The 14,754-nt window shown below is 66.6% G+C and carries 15 protein-coding genes; 6 read left to right on the top strand and 9 right to left on the bottom strand.

Annotated elements, in window-relative coordinates; all coding sequences use genetic code 11:
* The 4 genes from E1263_RS38280 to E1263_RS38265 form a co-directional block, all read right to left on the bottom strand.
* The coding region (locus tag E1263_RS38280; protein ID WP_132176640.1) for an FAD-dependent oxidoreductase at positions 1–1,498 on the bottom strand (1,498 nt) is incomplete at its 3' end.
* Positions 1,495–2,649, bottom strand: coding sequence for an NAD(P)/FAD-dependent oxidoreductase (locus E1263_RS38275; protein ID WP_132176638.1), 1,155 nt, complete (start codon positions 2,647–2,649; stop codon positions 1,495–1,497). The genes E1263_RS38280 and E1263_RS38275, both read right to left, overlap by 4 nt.
* Before the next feature lie 75 nt (positions 2,650–2,724).
* Positions 2,725–3,303, bottom strand: a complete 579-nt coding sequence (locus tag E1263_RS38270; RefSeq protein WP_132176636.1) for a helix-turn-helix domain-containing protein — start codon at positions 3,301–3,303, stop codon at positions 2,725–2,727.
* Between the two features lie 18 nt (positions 3,304–3,321).
* Positions 3,322–4,374 (bottom strand): SDR family oxidoreductase, encoded by a 1,053-nt coding sequence (locus E1263_RS38265; RefSeq protein WP_132176634.1) that lies wholly within the window; start codon positions 4,372–4,374, stop codon positions 3,322–3,324.
* Positions 4,375–4,445: 71 nt separating this feature from the next.
* Between E1263_RS38265 and E1263_RS38260 the strand changes: the two genes are divergently transcribed.
* Positions 4,446–5,303, top strand: a complete 858-nt coding sequence (locus E1263_RS38260; RefSeq protein ID WP_132176632.1) for a LysR family transcriptional regulator — start codon at positions 4,446–4,448, stop codon at positions 5,301–5,303.
* Here E1263_RS38260 and E1263_RS38255 read toward each other — a convergent pair.
* Complete coding sequence (locus E1263_RS38255) at positions 5,296–5,742, bottom strand: MarR family winged helix-turn-helix transcriptional regulator (protein WP_132176630.1); 447 nt, start codon at positions 5,740–5,742, stop codon at positions 5,296–5,298. The two genes, E1263_RS38260 and E1263_RS38255, sit on opposite strands and share 8 nt — an antisense overlap.
* Positions 5,743–5,866: 124 nt before the next feature.
* Between E1263_RS38255 and E1263_RS38250 the strand changes: the two genes are divergently transcribed.
* Positions 5,867–7,045, top strand: coding sequence for an MFS transporter (locus E1263_RS38250; protein WP_132176628.1), 1,179 nt, complete (start codon positions 5,867–5,869; stop codon positions 7,043–7,045).
* 16 nt (positions 7,046–7,061) lie between these two features.
* The gene (locus E1263_RS38245) at positions 7,062–7,889 is read left to right on the top strand and encodes an aldo/keto reductase (RefSeq protein WP_132176626.1); all 828 of its coding nucleotides are present in this window, start codon (positions 7,062–7,064) and stop codon (positions 7,887–7,889) included.
* Here the strand turns inward: E1263_RS38245 and E1263_RS38240 are convergent.
* On the bottom strand, positions 7,886–8,992 hold the full coding sequence (locus tag E1263_RS38240) for an abortive phage infection protein (protein WP_132176624.1): 1,107 nt from the start codon (positions 8,990–8,992) through the stop codon (positions 7,886–7,888). The two genes, E1263_RS38245 and E1263_RS38240, sit on opposite strands and share 4 nt — an antisense overlap.
* A 106-nt stretch (positions 8,993–9,098) precedes the next feature.
* On the opposite strand from E1263_RS38240, the gene E1263_RS38235 reads away from it, so the two are divergent.
* The gene (locus E1263_RS38235; protein WP_132176622.1) at positions 9,099–9,803 is read left to right on the top strand and encodes a TetR/AcrR family transcriptional regulator; all 705 of its coding nucleotides are present in this window, start codon (positions 9,099–9,101) and stop codon (positions 9,801–9,803) included.
* Between the two features lie 136 nt (positions 9,804–9,939).
* Positions 9,940–10,737, top strand: a complete 798-nt coding sequence (locus E1263_RS38230) for a S1 family peptidase (RefSeq protein WP_132176620.1) — start codon at positions 9,940–9,942, stop codon at positions 10,735–10,737.
* A gap of 57 nt (positions 10,738–10,794) precedes the next feature.
* Here E1263_RS38230 and E1263_RS38225 read toward each other — a convergent pair whose 3' ends face one another.
* The 3 genes from E1263_RS38225 to E1263_RS38215 are packed head-to-tail and all read right to left on the bottom strand — an operon-like array spanning position 10,795 to position 14,140.
* Positions 10,795–12,069, bottom strand: a complete 1,275-nt coding sequence (locus tag E1263_RS38225) for a dihydrolipoamide acetyltransferase family protein (RefSeq protein ID WP_132176618.1) — start codon at positions 12,067–12,069, stop codon at positions 10,795–10,797.
* On the bottom strand, positions 12,066–13,052 hold the full coding sequence (locus E1263_RS38220; protein ID WP_132176616.1) for an alpha-ketoacid dehydrogenase subunit beta: 987 nt from the start codon (positions 13,050–13,052) through the stop codon (positions 12,066–12,068). The genes E1263_RS38225 and E1263_RS38220 overlap by 4 nt, the downstream gene beginning before the upstream one ends.
* On the bottom strand, positions 13,052–14,140 hold the full coding sequence (locus tag E1263_RS38215; RefSeq protein WP_132176614.1) for a thiamine pyrophosphate-dependent dehydrogenase E1 component subunit alpha: 1,089 nt from the start codon (positions 14,138–14,140) through the stop codon (positions 13,052–13,054). The genes E1263_RS38220 and E1263_RS38215 overlap by 1 nt, the downstream gene beginning before the upstream one ends.
* Positions 14,141–14,258: 118 nt before the next feature.
* Between E1263_RS38215 and E1263_RS38210 the strand changes: the two genes are divergently transcribed.
* Positions 14,259–14,747 (top strand): Lrp/AsnC family transcriptional regulator, encoded by a 489-nt coding sequence (locus E1263_RS38210; protein WP_132176612.1) that lies wholly within the window; start codon positions 14,259–14,261, stop codon positions 14,745–14,747.
* The last annotated feature ends 7 nt before the right edge of the window (positions 14,748–14,754 follow it).

Here is a 14,754-nt window from a genome sequence, read left to right as displayed (position 1 = left end):
CCTCCACACCCCGCTCAGCAACCGCTCCCTCGACCTCACCCCGGCAGACTTCCTCACACCGACAAACAACAGTCGAGGCAACGCTCCACGCCTTCCACCCCTCCCGCACCGGATAAGCCCGCCCAAGCGCAGCCGCAAATCGCTGCAGTCTAGGAAGCCGTTCCGTGTTCACCGCTGTGGAGTGACCGACTGAGCGGGCTGCCGCTGCCCCCGCAACCACTCCTTCGGCGGCAGACAGGGCTGCTCCGCCGATGCCGGTAAGTTCTCCGGCGGCGAAGACTCCGGGGGTGGTGGTCTGCTGCTGGGAGTCCACGACGACGGCCAACCCGTCATCAGTCAGTCGACTTCCTGCTGCGACCGCCAGTTCCAGTTGCGGGGTGAAGCCGAAGCCGACACAGACTGCGTCGCACTCGATGCGCCGTTCCGTGCCTGGCAATGGATTCCAGCCCACATCCAGGCGGGCGACGGTGACGGCCTCAACGCGGTCGGACCCGTGGGCCTCAGTGACGGTCCAACCGTGGCGGAGCAGGACGCGGTGTTGGGCAAGGACGCGCGCATAGCCGGCCAGCTCACCAAGCTTGCTGACAGCAACCATTGGATCCGACGACCAACCCCGGACCACCGTGGCCAACCGGTTCGCTTCGAATAGCCCGACGACCGAAGCACCGACGCCTACCAGCGACTCCGCGACAGGCAGCAAGAACGGTCCCGTCCCGGCAACCACCACCCGCCGACCAACCGCGATTCGCTGCCCCTTGGCCAACGCCTGCGCAGCTCCCGCCGTATAGACCCCCGGCAAGTCCCAACCAGGGAAGGGTAAAACACGATCGTAAGCGCCAGTCGCCAACACGACAGCCTGACTATCAACCGCAAAAGCAGACCGTCCAGCAGCATCCGCAGCACCGGACTGCACCCACAGCCGCAGGCCCTCAACAGCCCACGCCGAGGACTCCGGCAGATACGTGATCCGCTCATGCGACAGAACCCGCGAGGCCCCAAACTCCTTCCCCCGCACACCAAACTCCGCTGCAGCCTGCCGATGAAACTGGCCACCCACAGCACGCCCGGCATCAATCAACACCACCGAAGCCCCACCATCAGCCGCAGCCAACGCAGCCGCCATCCCCGCCGGCCCAGCCCCCACGACCACAACCTCGGCTAACCGCACCGCACCACCCACAGCGGCCCGCGCAGTTCCATCAGGCAACACCGCGCCAGCCTGCGACCGGATCTCGTCCCCCGCACAGACCGTCCGCTGACAAGCCCGCACATCAGGAACCCCGTTGACGACCACCAGACAGTCGAAACAAGCCCCGATCCCACAGAACACACCCCGCGGCCGACCCCCACCGCGCGTAGTCCGCCAAGCATCCCGACCACCACCCAGCAAGACCCCGGCAACCGTCTGCCCAGCCACGGCTTCCACCGGCGCACCATCCACAGTCACCGGTACGACGTCCGCCGTACCGACCGAATCGCGCGCAAAGAAGGCGGTCATCCCTCGATCACCGCCGCCCGATCCACCCGGAACGGCTCAGCCGCAACATGTGGCGCAAGTCCCAAGAACAGCTCAGTCACCAACCGCCCGGTCGAAGCCGCCAGCCCGATACCGGCCCCCTCATGTCCGGTCGCATGCCACAACCCCGGCACCCGCGGATCAGCCCCGATCACCGGCAGATGATCCGGCGCATAAGGCCGAAACCCGCCGTACGAGCGCATCACGGCCACCTCCGCCAAGAACGGAAACAACCCCACGGCCTTCCGCGCCAACTCCTGCAGGACCCGAACCCGCATCGACGAGTCGAACCCGACCCGCTCCCGACTGGACCCGATCAACATCGTCCCGGCCCGCGTCGACTCGACCACCGTCGACGTCTGCAGATCCGCGTCCCCGCTGCCGACCGCACCCACATAGTCAGCGTCATAAACCTTGTGCCGAACACACGGAGGCAGTGGTGCCGTCACCAAAACCACCCCACGCCGCGGCAGCACCCGAATCGGCGCACCCGCCTCCGCACTGAATGCCCCAGCCCAAGGCCCACAAGCATTCAGTACGGCGCCACACGCGATCACGCCGTCAGTCGTCTCCAGGCCAACCACTCGCCCCGACGCCGATCGCCGCACGCCGAGCGCGGTCACCCCCGATCGAACCTCACCACCGCGCTCCCGAACAGCGGCCAGCAAAGCCGTTGCTGCCAGCACCGGTTGCAACTGCGCGTCATCGGGATAGTGCACAGCCGCCGTCACCCGAGGAGTCAGCAACGGCTCAAGCTCAAACGCCTCAGCTGCCGAGATCACCCGAGCATCCACCCCAGCCGCCCGCTGCTTAGCCGCAAACGCCTGCAATGGCGCAGGGTCGCCAGTCGCGACCACTACCCCGCCCTTGGTCTCCCACTCAACATCGGCAACCCGTGCGGGCAACCGCGACAGCACGGTCTCCCACTCAAACCGCGACGCCAGCGCCAGCTCAAGCTCCGGCCCCGGCTCCTTGTCGGAGACGAGCACGTTGCCTTCCCCGGCTGCCGTCGTACCGGCCGCGGGTCCATCCCTGTCGATCACCAGCACCCGGACCCCAGCCGCCGACAACGCCTCAGCGCACGCGGCGCCGACCATGCCCGCGCCCACGACGATCACGTCGGGTTGCTGCACGGCGACCTCCTCGAAGAACGTTCATTAAACTGAACGATTTCGAGAGTACGTCCCGAGCCGACCGCAGGTCAACGGTCAGCTGTGATGCGGTCCCGGCCCAGCGGGCGCGGCATCGGCCGGATACTCCAGCAGCAGCACCGAGCGCACCGGCCCGTCCACCGCCTCGTACCCATGCGGCCCGCCAGCCCGGAAGGCCAGGTAGTCCCCCGGCCCCAGCTCCTCGGTCCGCCCGCGCGAAGTCACCCGCAGCCGCCCGCTCAGCACGATGTGGTGCTCGATCCCGGGATGCCCATCCGAGTGCTGGACGGCATCCGGCCGCACGTCCTGCGTGTAGATCTCGAACAGTCCACCGGCCGGCTCCAGCCGCCGTACCAGCCGCAGATCGATCGCGTCACCGGACAGTACGTCGATGTCCGCCGCCCGCACGACGACCAGATCGGCGGTCGGCGCATCGCTCAGCAGCGACGAGACCGGCACCCCGAGAGCGTTCGACAAACTGAACACGGTCTCGATGGTCGGGTTGCCGCTCCCGGACTCCAGTTGCGACAGAGTCCCCTTCGCGATCCCCGACCGCCGGGCAAGCTCGGACAGCGAGATCCCCTGCTCGTCGCGGCGCGCCCGCAGGTTCGCCCCCAGCACTCGTCCCGCACCCATCGCCGCCACCCTCGGAGCTTAAGGGATCACCCGCTGCCGCCTGAGCTCCGCGAAGATCGCGAAGAACATCTCGTCGGTGGCGACGTACTCGTGGAAGCCCGCGCGCCGGGCCTTCGAGCCGTCGGCGAAGAAGTCGTAGTCCCATCCGAACACGAAGTCCGCGAACGGCCACGACGACACCTCCTCGTACGACGTCGCCGCCAGCCGATGCGCAGCCTGCAACTGCTTCCACACGCCCGACTTGTCCGCCATCACGTCCTGCAGCGACATCTGCAACGGCGGCGCCACGTCCATCTCGAACCAGCGCGCGATCTTGGGCCACAGCTCGCTCCACCGGAACAGATCGCCGTTCGCGATGTTGAACGCCTGGTTCGCCGCCGCCGGCGCGGTCGCTGCCCACACCACCGCCTTGGCGAGCAGCCCGGCATCGGTCACTTCGAGCAGCGCGTCGTACGCGCCCGGCTTCCCCGGGAACCGCAACGGCACCCCGAGTTCCTTCGACAACGACGCATACACAGCAATCGCGACCGCGAGATTCATCGGGTTGCCCAAGGCAACACCTCCAACCACCGAGGGCCGCAAGGCCGACCAGTCCCACGCCTTGCCAACCTGCCGTGCCTCAAGGAACTGCTGCTGATCGACATTGAACTCCGGCGGCAGATGCGGCGGATCATCCTCCCGCGCCGGCGTCTTGAACGGTCCGAGATGCGCGCCGTACACCTTGTAGCCCTGCATCAGGCTGATGTGCCGCAACCCACGAGCGACCGGCTCGATCGCGTCCACCACATTGACCAGCATCGCCAGATTCGGCGGCACGAGCTCGGCCCACGTCGGTCGATCCTGATACGCCACGTAGAACACGTGCGTCACCTCGGACAGCCCGGCCAGCTTGTCCCGGGTATCCAACGGATCGAGCAGATCCACCGCCAAGTGCCGAACCTTCCCCGGTACGTCGACGCCTCCGCGCCGCGACAAGCCGATCACTCGCCAGTCCTCCAGCGAGGCCAAATGCTCGACCAGATTCGTCCCGATCACCCCTCGGGCACCCACCACCAACGCCACCTTCTGCATATCCACAGCCTGTGGGCAGACATGTGGATAAGTCCAAGTCATAGTTCTCACTGATGCCATAAGGTGTGCTTATGATGACGCTGCGCCAGCTTGAATACCTGGTGACCGTCGTCGACACGGGCTCGTTCACGAAGGCGGCTGAGCTGCTGCACGTCACGCAGCCCGCTCTGTCTCACCAGATCCGCGCCCTCGAGCGCTCCGCCGGCAGCCCGCTCCTGGAGCGGCTCCCCCGCAATATCCGGCTCACCCCGGCCGGCCGCGCGATGATTCCGCACGCCCGAGCGGCCCTCGCTGACGCCACCCGCGCTCAATGCGCCGCGCGCCAAGTGGCAGGGCTCGAGGTCGGCGAGCTGCAGATCGCCACGCTCTACTCGATCACCCTGGGCGTGCTCCCCACCGCCCTACGCCGCTGGCGCCAGTCCTACCCCGAGGTCGGCATCCGCCTCTTCGAGCACCGGCATACCGACGAGCTGGTCACGGCCATGTACGCCGGGCAGGCCGACCTGGCGATCGGTCCAGAGCCGACCGACTGGCCGGGCACCCTGCACCCACTCGGCTCCGAGGACTTCGTCGTCGTACTGGCTTCCGACGATCCCGCGGCCGTCGGCGACACGGTCGACCTGGCCGACCTGGCAAGCCGCTCGTGGGTCCACTACGCCACGAGCCACGGACTGTCCGACGTACTGGATAGCGCTTGTGCACAAGCAGGTTTCGAGCCATTGATTGCCGTTCGCACCGAGCAGACCGCGGCGGCTCCAGCTCTGGCGGCTGCGGGGCTCGGGCCGGCGCTCGTCCCCGCGAACATCCTGTCGCCGAGCTTCGACGGCCATATCCTCCGCCCCGAACCCCCGGTCACCCGGCAGCTCACGGCGTACACGCGCGGCGTCCCTGATCCCCTGGCCACCGCCTTCATTGAGGTCCTTAGCTGACGGTCAGCCGGTCCAGCGCGTTCACCAGCGGGGACAGCTCGGGCAGCTCCGCAGCCTTCTCCAGAGCAGACGTCAGTACGGCGTCATGCGTCGGCTGAGCCTGGTCGAGTAGCTCGCGCCCGGCCGCGGTGACCTCGGTGTAGATGCCCCGGCGGTCAGTCGGGCAGAGGTAGCGCTCCAGCAGCTTGCGGTCCTCTAGCCGGCTCACCAGCCGCGTGGTCGCGGACTGGCTGAGGACGACCGCGTTCGACAGCTGGTTCATCCGCAGGTGGTGCTCATCCTGCCGGGCCAGCACGTCGAGCACGCCGTACTCGCTGACTGAGAGTCCGTGCTGCTTTTGCAGCGCGCGCTCCAGCTCGTCCTCGATCCGGGCGTGCAGGGCAGCCAGGGTCCGCCACCCCTGCGCCCGCGCCTCGGCAGCGTCGTCCGGTAGTCCCATGACTCCTCCACTTGAAATCTACGATTGCATGCGCCATCATAGCGCTTATGCAATAGCCCGCGTGTGCAACTATCGCGCACGCCGGTAACAGTCGTAAGACTACATTCGAGGGAGACAAGAACCTATGCCTGCGGCGTTACTCGCTCTGGCAATCGGCGCGTTCGGGATCGGCACCACCGAGTTCGTCATCATGGGCCTGCTGCCCGAGGTCGCGACCGACTTCGGCGTCAGCATCCCGTCGGCCGGCCTGCTCATCTCCGGCTATGCGCTCGGTGTCGTTGTCGGCGCCCCGCTGCTGACCGCGATCGGGTCCAGGATCTCGCGCAAGACCGTGCTGATCGCCCTGATGGGCGTGTTCATCGTCGGCAACCTGATCTCCGCGCTGGCTCCGACGTACGGCGTCCTGATGACCGGCCGGATCGTCGCAGCGCTCGCCCACGGCGCCTTCTTCGGCGTCGGCTCGGTCGTCGCCGCATCCCTGGTCCCCAAGGCCAAGCAGGCAAGCGCGATCGCGCTGATGTTCACCGGTCTGACTGTCGCCAACGTGCTCGGCGTCCCCGGCGGTACGGCGCTTGGCCAGGCGTTCGGCTGGCGGTCGACGTTCTGGGCGGTGACCGCGCTCGGTGTGATCGGCCTGCTCGGGATCGTCTTCCTGGTCCCTCGTCAGGACACCGCCGAAGGGCCTGGTCTGCGGGTCGAACTGGCCGTGTTCAAGAACCTGCAGGTGTGGCTTGCGCTCGCGATGACCGCACTCGGCTTCGCCGGAGTGTTCGCGTCGTTCACCTACATCGCGCCGATGATGACCGAGGTCGCGGGCTTCTCGTCCGGCGCGGTCACCTGGCTGCTCGTCCTGTTCGGCGGCGGTCTGGTCGTCGGCAACCTGCTCGGCGGCAAGGCGGCTGACCGCTCACTGATGCCGAGTCTCTACGTGATTCTCGCGCTACTGGCCGCCGTACTGGTCGTGTTCGTCTTCACCGCGCACGCAAAGGTGCCTGCGGCAATCACCATCGCGATCTTCGGCGCCGCCGGGTTCGCGACCGTTGCTCCGCTGCAGAAGCGGGTCATGGACAAGGCGGCCGGCGCTCCGGCGCTGGCCTCCGCGGCGAACATCGCCGCCTTCAATCTCGGCAACGCGGTCGGCGCCTACCTCGGTGGGCTGACGATCACGCGCGGTCTCGGCTACACCGCTCCCAACTGGGTCGGCGCCGCACTCGCGGTCGCCGGCCTGCTTGTCGCGCTCCTTTCAGGGGCACTGGATTACCGCCGCCGCACTGCCACCACACCTGTCCTCACTACTGTCTGAAGGATTTGATCCACCGATGATTCCCACCATCAAGCTCAACAACGGCATCGAGATGCCCCAGCTCGGGTACGGCGTGTTCCAGGTCCCGGACGAGGAGACCACCGCCGCCGTGACCGCAGCGCTCGAGGCCGGCTACCGCAGCATCGACACCGCAGCGATCTACGGCAACGAAGCCGGCGTCGGCAAGGCACTCGGTGCCTCTGGCATCGACCGCTCGGAGCTGTTCATCACCACCAAGCTCTGGAACGCCGACCAGGGCTACGACAGCACGCTGAAGGCCTACGACCAGAGCCTCGACCTGCTCGGCCTTGAGTACCTCGACCTCTACCTGATCCACTGGCCGACCCCCGAGCGCGACCTGTACGTCGACTCCTGGCGCGCCCTCGAGAAGATCCTGGCCGATGGTCGCGTCCGCGCGATCGGCGTCTCGAACTTCCAGCCGAGCCACTTGGACCGCCTGGCCGAGGTCGCGGGGATCACCCCGGCCGTCAACCAGGTCGAGCTGCACCCGTTCCTCCAGCAGGAGAAGGTCCGTGCGTACGGCTCCGATTTCGGCATCCGCACCGAGGCGTGGAGCCCGCTGGCCAAGGGTGGTTCGCTGCTGACCGACCCGGTCATCACCGCGCTCGCTTCCAAGTACGACCGCACACCCGCTCAGGTCGTCCTGCGCTGGCACCTGCAGCTCGGCAACATCGTGATCCCGAAGTCCGTCACGCCGGCCCGGATCAAGGAGAACCTCAACGTGTTCGACTTCGAACTGACCGCCGAGGACCTCGCCACGATCACCCCGCTGGACCGCGGCGAGCGCACCGGCCCCGACCCGGATATCTTCAACGTGGCTTAGTGATTCGCGTAGTACCTCGCAACAGCATGGAAGGACTTCTTCGGCTCCCAGCGGTACGGCGACGCTGGGTCGTCGGAGTTCTTCCGGATCACCTTGCACAGACTGAAGGCCGCGATGTCCTCGTCGTGAGGGCGGTCCTTCGGCCGGTGCGGGGCATCCGGTGAGATGAACGTGTACATCGAGGCGCCGAGGAAGCCTTCGTTGGCGAACACCTCGAGCATGCGAGTGAGGTGGTCGGCCTGCGCCTGCTCGTCCCTGGTGTACTGCGGCGGAATCACCGGTACTTCGCCACTGAAGTCGACGATGTCCCAGCCCATACCGCCCAGCTCGGGCGCCCCGGTGAAAGTGCAGCAGCCGAACTCCAGAATCATGATCGGCTTGCCCCAGCGCCGGAACGGCACCAACTCCTGCGGGGCGGTTCCGTAGAAGTCCAGCCCCACGATGTCGAACAGCGCCCAGTCCACGTTCTCCAGATCGTGCGCAGCCCCATAGGTGATTCGCCCATGGAAGTTGCGTCGGGCAACCTTCACCATCTGTGCGGTGAAGGCGCGGAACTTCCGCTGCAGCTCCTTGATGTCGAACTCGCCCTTGGTCAGATACTCGACCCGCTCGAAGAAGTTCGCCCCTGGCACGATCCCCGGTGTGAACAACATGAACTCACACCCCACCACCACGATCACCTCAGGCCCTGACCGCCGCCGCAACCGCTCGGCCGCGATCGCCACCTCCCGCAGCTTCGCCAACGCATCTGCCTGCGGCTCGTCGAACGCCCGCGGCTGAATCGACACGGCCAACCCTTGGTGGAGTGCTTCGGTCGCGGTCTCAACCAACCGCTCGACGTCGCTCCCGTAGATACTCACCCAGTTGGCGTGCAGCCGCTCCTTGATCGCCCGAACCTCCCCACGCATCAGCTCGCGCGACCACCGCATCCGGCTGTCATCCCCCAAGAACCCGGTCCCGGCGTCGTACGCCACTCCCTTGAACGCGAGCCGTGGACGCCGGTGCGGCACGGCGGCAGCGGACGCGGGGAACGCGCCCAGACCGACCGTGCCGGCCAGCAGTCCGAGGGTGGCGGTGCGTCGGTTGATCCGCGATTCGCTCATCTCCCAAGTCTTGGCTGACCGCTTCGCCGAATGCGTCCACCCTCGGTCCCCCGCCATGCGACTTTGGTTGCTAATACAGTGTGTCTAAATCTGAGACACTGTTTCAGTGCGTGCAGCAGATGAGCGAACGGCGCTCGGTTCCGTGTGGCTCCGGACCGAGGCAGAAGCGACCAGAGCTCCGCTGACCCGCGAGCAGATCGTGGCGACCGCGATCGAACTCCTCGACCGCGACGGCCTCGACGGCTTCTCGATGCGGAAGATGGCGGCCGAGCTCGGCACCGCCGCGACCTCCGCCCTCTACTGGCGGATCGCGAACAAGAACGATCTGCTCGAGCTCGCGATCGACGAAGTCCTCGGTACGGCGCTCAACCAGGCCGGCAGCGGCGATTGGCGGGACCACCTCACGGCCGCTTGCACAGCGGCGTACCGGGTCTTGTGGGAGCGCCCCTGGGCGCCGCAGCTGCTCGCGACCCACGCCGGCCTCGGCCCGAACTACCAGGCCTTCACCGACCAGCTCGTGTCGATCCTGGTCGGCGCTCGCTTCAAGGGCGAGCACCTCGACTCAGCGGTCTCAGCTGTCTTCCACTACCTGGTCGGATCCGCCGTTACGGACTCTGCCTGGTCCGCGATGGTTCGGCGCAGCGGGCTGACCGAGCGGCAGTGGGCAAACGAAGCCGGGGACCAACTCGGCGTCGGCGCCGAAAGTTTGGCCGCATACCTCAACCGGGCCAATCGCGCCGGTCCCGAGGCCAGGTTTTCCGCAGGGCTCCGGGTGATTCTGGTCGGCCTGCGCCCACGGCAGCTTTCCTGACCCCTGTGACACAGGGATGACCCGTCACCACTGTGCCCTGTCAATCGCTTGTGCTACCCCCTGTGACAGGACGACTCTTCACGGTTATGGGGCTCGCCCGCCCGCGGCCCCCTGAGATCACCCTGGAGTGTGAGGCATGACAGGAAAGCTCAAGCTCGCCCGTGCCGCGTTCGCCGCCGTCATCCTGGTGGCTGCATCAGCCGGAGCAGTCGGGACTGCGCAGGCCGCCAAGTCGAAGCCGCCGGCCCCGATCGTCGGTGGAACGCTGGCCAGTACCGCGCAGACCCCGTGGGCGATCGCGCTGAACAACACCCGCTCGTCCGACCCGTACGACCAGTACTGCGGCGCCACGCTCGTGAAGGCGAACAAGATCGTCACCGCGGCGCACTGCGTCACCCAGGCGATCAGCACCTACACCGCTGTCCAGGGTCGTGACGACCTGCGCACCACCGCCGGTAAGACCTCGAAGATCTCCAAGATCTGGAAGGACCCGCTGTACGGCGTCCAGGCCGGGCACGACGTCGCCGTACTGACGCTGACCACGCCGTTCACCGGTGTCGCCACCCTCCCGCTGGAGACCAGCACCGCAGCAGACGTGGTCGGCGCGCAAGCGACCGTGTACGGCTGGGGTAACACCGAGGGCACCGGGCCGTCGGACCGCTTTCAGAAGGTGCTCACGCCGGGGCTCGGCGACGCGTACTGCAACCAGGTCTATGCCAGCGAGGGCTACGTCGCGAACGGCGAGATCTGCGCGGGCTACAAGGAAGGCGGCAAGGACTCCTGCCAGGGTGACTCCGGTGGCCCGCTCGTCCTGAACGGGCGCCTCTTCGGCGTCGTCTCCTGGGGTATCGGCTGCGCCGACGCCGGCAACCCGGGCGTGTACGCCGAGGTCGCCACGTACGCCAGCGCGTTGACCACACAGATCAACAACTAGCTGGACTTTGGGTGGCCGGCCCACGGGGGCCGGTCACTCCTTTTACAAGTCTGTGCTCTACAGATCGGCGAAGGCGGACGTCGGGTTCTCGAAAGCGTCGGCCACGAAGCGCAGGAACCCGGCGGCCGTCCCGCCGTCACACACCCGGTGATCGAACACCAGCGACAGTTGCGTCAGCTTCCGCACCGCCAGCTCGCCGTCGACCACCCACGGCCGATCGATGATCCGCCCAACTCCCAGGATGGCGACCTGCGGATGGTTGATGATCGCCGCACTCCCGTCCACCCCGAAACTCCCGTAGTTGTTCAGCGTGAACGTGCCACGGTTGAGTTCGTCCGGCGTCAACCGCCCAGTGCGCGCTACCTCGGTCAACCGCCGGATCTCCGCGTCCAGTCCACGAGCGCTCAGCTTGTGCGCATTGGCCACCGCCGGTACGACGAGTCCGCGCTCGGTCTGTGCGGCGAGCCCGAGGTTCACACCGTCGTACTGGACGAGCTCGTCCCGCTCGGTGTCTACGAATCCGTTGAGCTCTGGGTACTTCGCCAACCCAGCAACGACAAACCGAGCCATCAAGGCCAGTAGACCCGGTGCTGCATCCGTTGCTGACCGCAACGATTCTCTGAGCTCCACCAGCGCGGTCGCGTCGACATCGACCCACGTCGTGGCCTCCGGAATTTCCCGGCGGCTCCGGCTCAAGGTCGCCGCAGCCACCTTCCGGAACCCACTCATCACCTCGCGCCGTGCCTCAGCCAGTCCAGTCCGTGAGTCACTTGCGGTAGTAGGTGTCGCTGAGACTGCAATCGGTGTGGGCTCCATGGGCTTCTGTACTCGTTCGGCGATTGCGAGCTCCACATCCCGCCGAACGATCAGTCCGTTCGCACCAGACCCGGCGAGGCTTTTCAGATCCACCTCAGCGTCGCGCGCCAGCCGTCGTACGAGCGGGGAAACTACCCGCACCACACCCGACGGAGCAGGCACCACAGCAACCGAACTACGCGGCTTCCGACGCCGACCAGACCCAGCCGACTCACCCGTCCCGTAGCCGATCAGCACATTGCCCGACCCCGCGCGCTCCTCCTCGCGATAGGCCGCACCGGCCTCGGCTCCGATGGTGATGAGCGGCTTCCCGACCGGGATCACCGTCCCGACCTCACCATGCAGCTCCGCAACAACCCCCGCGTACGGCGAGGGTAACTCCACGACCGACTTCGCCGTCTCGACCTCGGCAACCGGGGTGTCGACGGCAACCACATCACCAGCAGACACCAGCCAGCGCACGATTTCGCCCTCGGTCAAACCCTCACCGAGATCCGGCAGGAGGAACGTGTTCACGAGTCCTCCCACTGCAGATCGTCAACAGCGTCGAGGATCCGGTCGACTCCCGGCAGCTGGTACTTCTCCAGCTTCGGCGGCGGATAAGGAATGTCGAACCCGGTCACCCGCCGTACCGGCGCGGCCAGTGAGTGGAAACAGCGTTCGGTGACCCGGGCAACGATCTCCGACGACACACTCGCGAATCCACTCGCCTCGGCGACCACGACAGCCCGCCCAGTACGCCGTACTGCAGCACACACCGTCTCGTCGTCGAACGGAACCACCGACCGCAGATCCACCACCGTCAGCTGTCGCCCCTCAGCCGCAGCAACCTCCGCGGCCTCCATCGCGATCGGTACCGAAGGCCCGTACGCAATCAGCGTCGCGTCCGCACCTTCCCGCCGTACGACGGCCTTGCCGATCCCCGGCACGTCCTCGGTGAGATCGACCTCTTCCTTGGCCCAGTAGAGCTTCTTCGGCTCCATGAACACCACCGGGTCGGGCCATTCGATTGCCCGCCGCAACAACGTGTAGGCATCCGCAACGGTGCTGGGGGCAACGACTGTCAGACCAGGCGTATGCGCGTAGTACGACTCCGACGAATCGCAGTGATGCTCAACCCCGCCGATACCACCGGCGTACGGCATCCGGATCACCATCGGCAGCGCTACCCGCCCGCGCGTACGGTTCCGCATCTTCGCGACATGCGACACGATCTGCTCGAACGCCGGATAGCCGAACGCGTCGAACTGCATCTCGACGACCGGCCGCATCCCGTTCATCGCCAGCCCGACCGCCATCCCGACGATCCCGGACTCGGCCAATGGGGTGTCGAAGCAACGATCCTCACCGAACTCGGCGGTCAGCCCGTCGGTGATCCGGAACACCCCACCGAGCGGCCCGACGTCCTCACCGAACATCAGCACCGAGTCGTCGGCCTTCATCGCATCCCGCAGCGCCTGGTTCAGTGCCTGCGCCATCGTCAGCTTCACGTGAGTCATCAGGACTCCTCTCGCGCCAGCTCGTCGCGCAGGAACGCAGCCTGCTCAACCAGCTGCGGCGTCGGCACGGCGTACAAGTGCCTGAACAGGTCCTCCGAATCCACACCCGGCTCCGGCATCAGGCCATCGCGTAGGTACTGCGCCACCTGGGTGGCCGTCTCGTCAGCCCGCTTTTTGGTGTCATCACTCAGCAACCCGGCGCTGTTCAGATAGGCCTCAAGCCGCTTGATCGGATCCCTCTCCAACCACGGCGTCACCTCATCGTCCTGCCGGTACCGCGTCGCGTCATCGGCGTTCGTGTGCGCCTGCACCCGATACGTGTGCGCTTCGACCAGCTGCGGCCCTTCACCGGCGCGCGCCTTGTCAACAGCCTGCCCCAGTACGGCGAGCAGCCCGGCAAGGTCGTTGCCATCAGCCCGTTCTCCGGGGACGCCGTACCCGATTCCCTTGTGGGCAATGGATGGCGCAATGGTCTGCTTGGAGAGCGGAACCGAGATCGCATATTCGTTGTTCTGCACAAAGAACACGACCGGCGTTTGGAAGACCGCTGCGAAGTTCAGCGCCTCATGGAAGTCGCCCTCGCTGGTGGCGCCGTCACCGCACAGCGCCATCACCACGGTGTCCTCACCCTTCAACCGCGCCGCGTGCGCAACGCCGACGGCGTGCGTCAACTGCGTGGCCAATGGGGTGGACTGCGGTGCGACGTTGCGTTCGTACGGGTCGTAGCCCGAGTGCCAATCACCGCGGAGCAGCGTCAGCGTCTCGATCGGGTCGACCCCGCGGCTCACGATCGACACCGTGTCGCGGTAGGTCGGGAACAGCCAGTCGCCGTCGGCGAGCACCATCGAGGCCGCCACCTGGCAGGCCTCCTGCCCATGCGACGACGGGTACACAGCCAGCCGGCCCTGCCGGACCAGCGCACTGGCCTGATCGTTGATCCGACGACCCTTGATCAACTCAACGTAGCCGTCGACGAGCGTCTGCTCAGCAGGCAGCTTGTACGACGAATGGTCGTGCAGAACCCCGTCCTGGTCGATCAACCGGACTGGTTCTTTGGAGGGGAGCAGTTGCTCCTCGACGGTAGTCATTTGCCCTCCAGGCGCAGGAGACGGACGGTGGCCACATCGTCGTTCTTCTGGCCATTCGAATCCAGACCTGGGAAAATGCCGAGACAGATGGTCCCCTCTGCTCGGATTTGGAGTGCGAATGTCCCAGGACGAGATCCCCCATCAGGCCGGTCCTGGACGGATGGTCATCGCTCCGGCGCTCGACGAGATCGACCGCCAGATCATTGAGGCCCTGGGCCGCGACGGACGGCTCTCGATCCGCGCCCTGGCCGAGCTGGTCCACATCTCCCGTGCGAACGCCTACGCCCGCGTCGAACGCCTCACCACGACCGGCACCATCACCGGTTTCACGGTCACCGTCGACCCACTGAAACTAGGTCTCGCCACCTCGGCGTACGTCACGCTCAGTCTCCGCCAAAGCTCCTGGCGCACCCTGCGCGAACAACTCCAGGCCATCCCCGAGATCAAACACATGGCCCTGGTCGGCGGCGACTTCGACGCCATCCTCCTGGTCCGAGCCGCCGACAACGAGGGCCTCCGCCGAGTCGTCCTCGAAAAGCTCCAAGCCATCCCCGAAGTCCTCGGGACCCGCACCGCCCTCATCTTCGAAGACCTAGGAACCCTCTAGCCCACCC

Origin of the sequence: Kribbella antibiotica (assembly GCF_004349055.1) — a bacterium.
GTDB lineage: Bacteria > Actinomycetota > Actinomycetes > Propionibacteriales > Kribbellaceae > Kribbella > Kribbella antibiotica.
The sequence above is the reverse complement of the archived record's forward strand: the minus strand, read 5'-3'. Positions and strand labels throughout refer to the sequence as shown.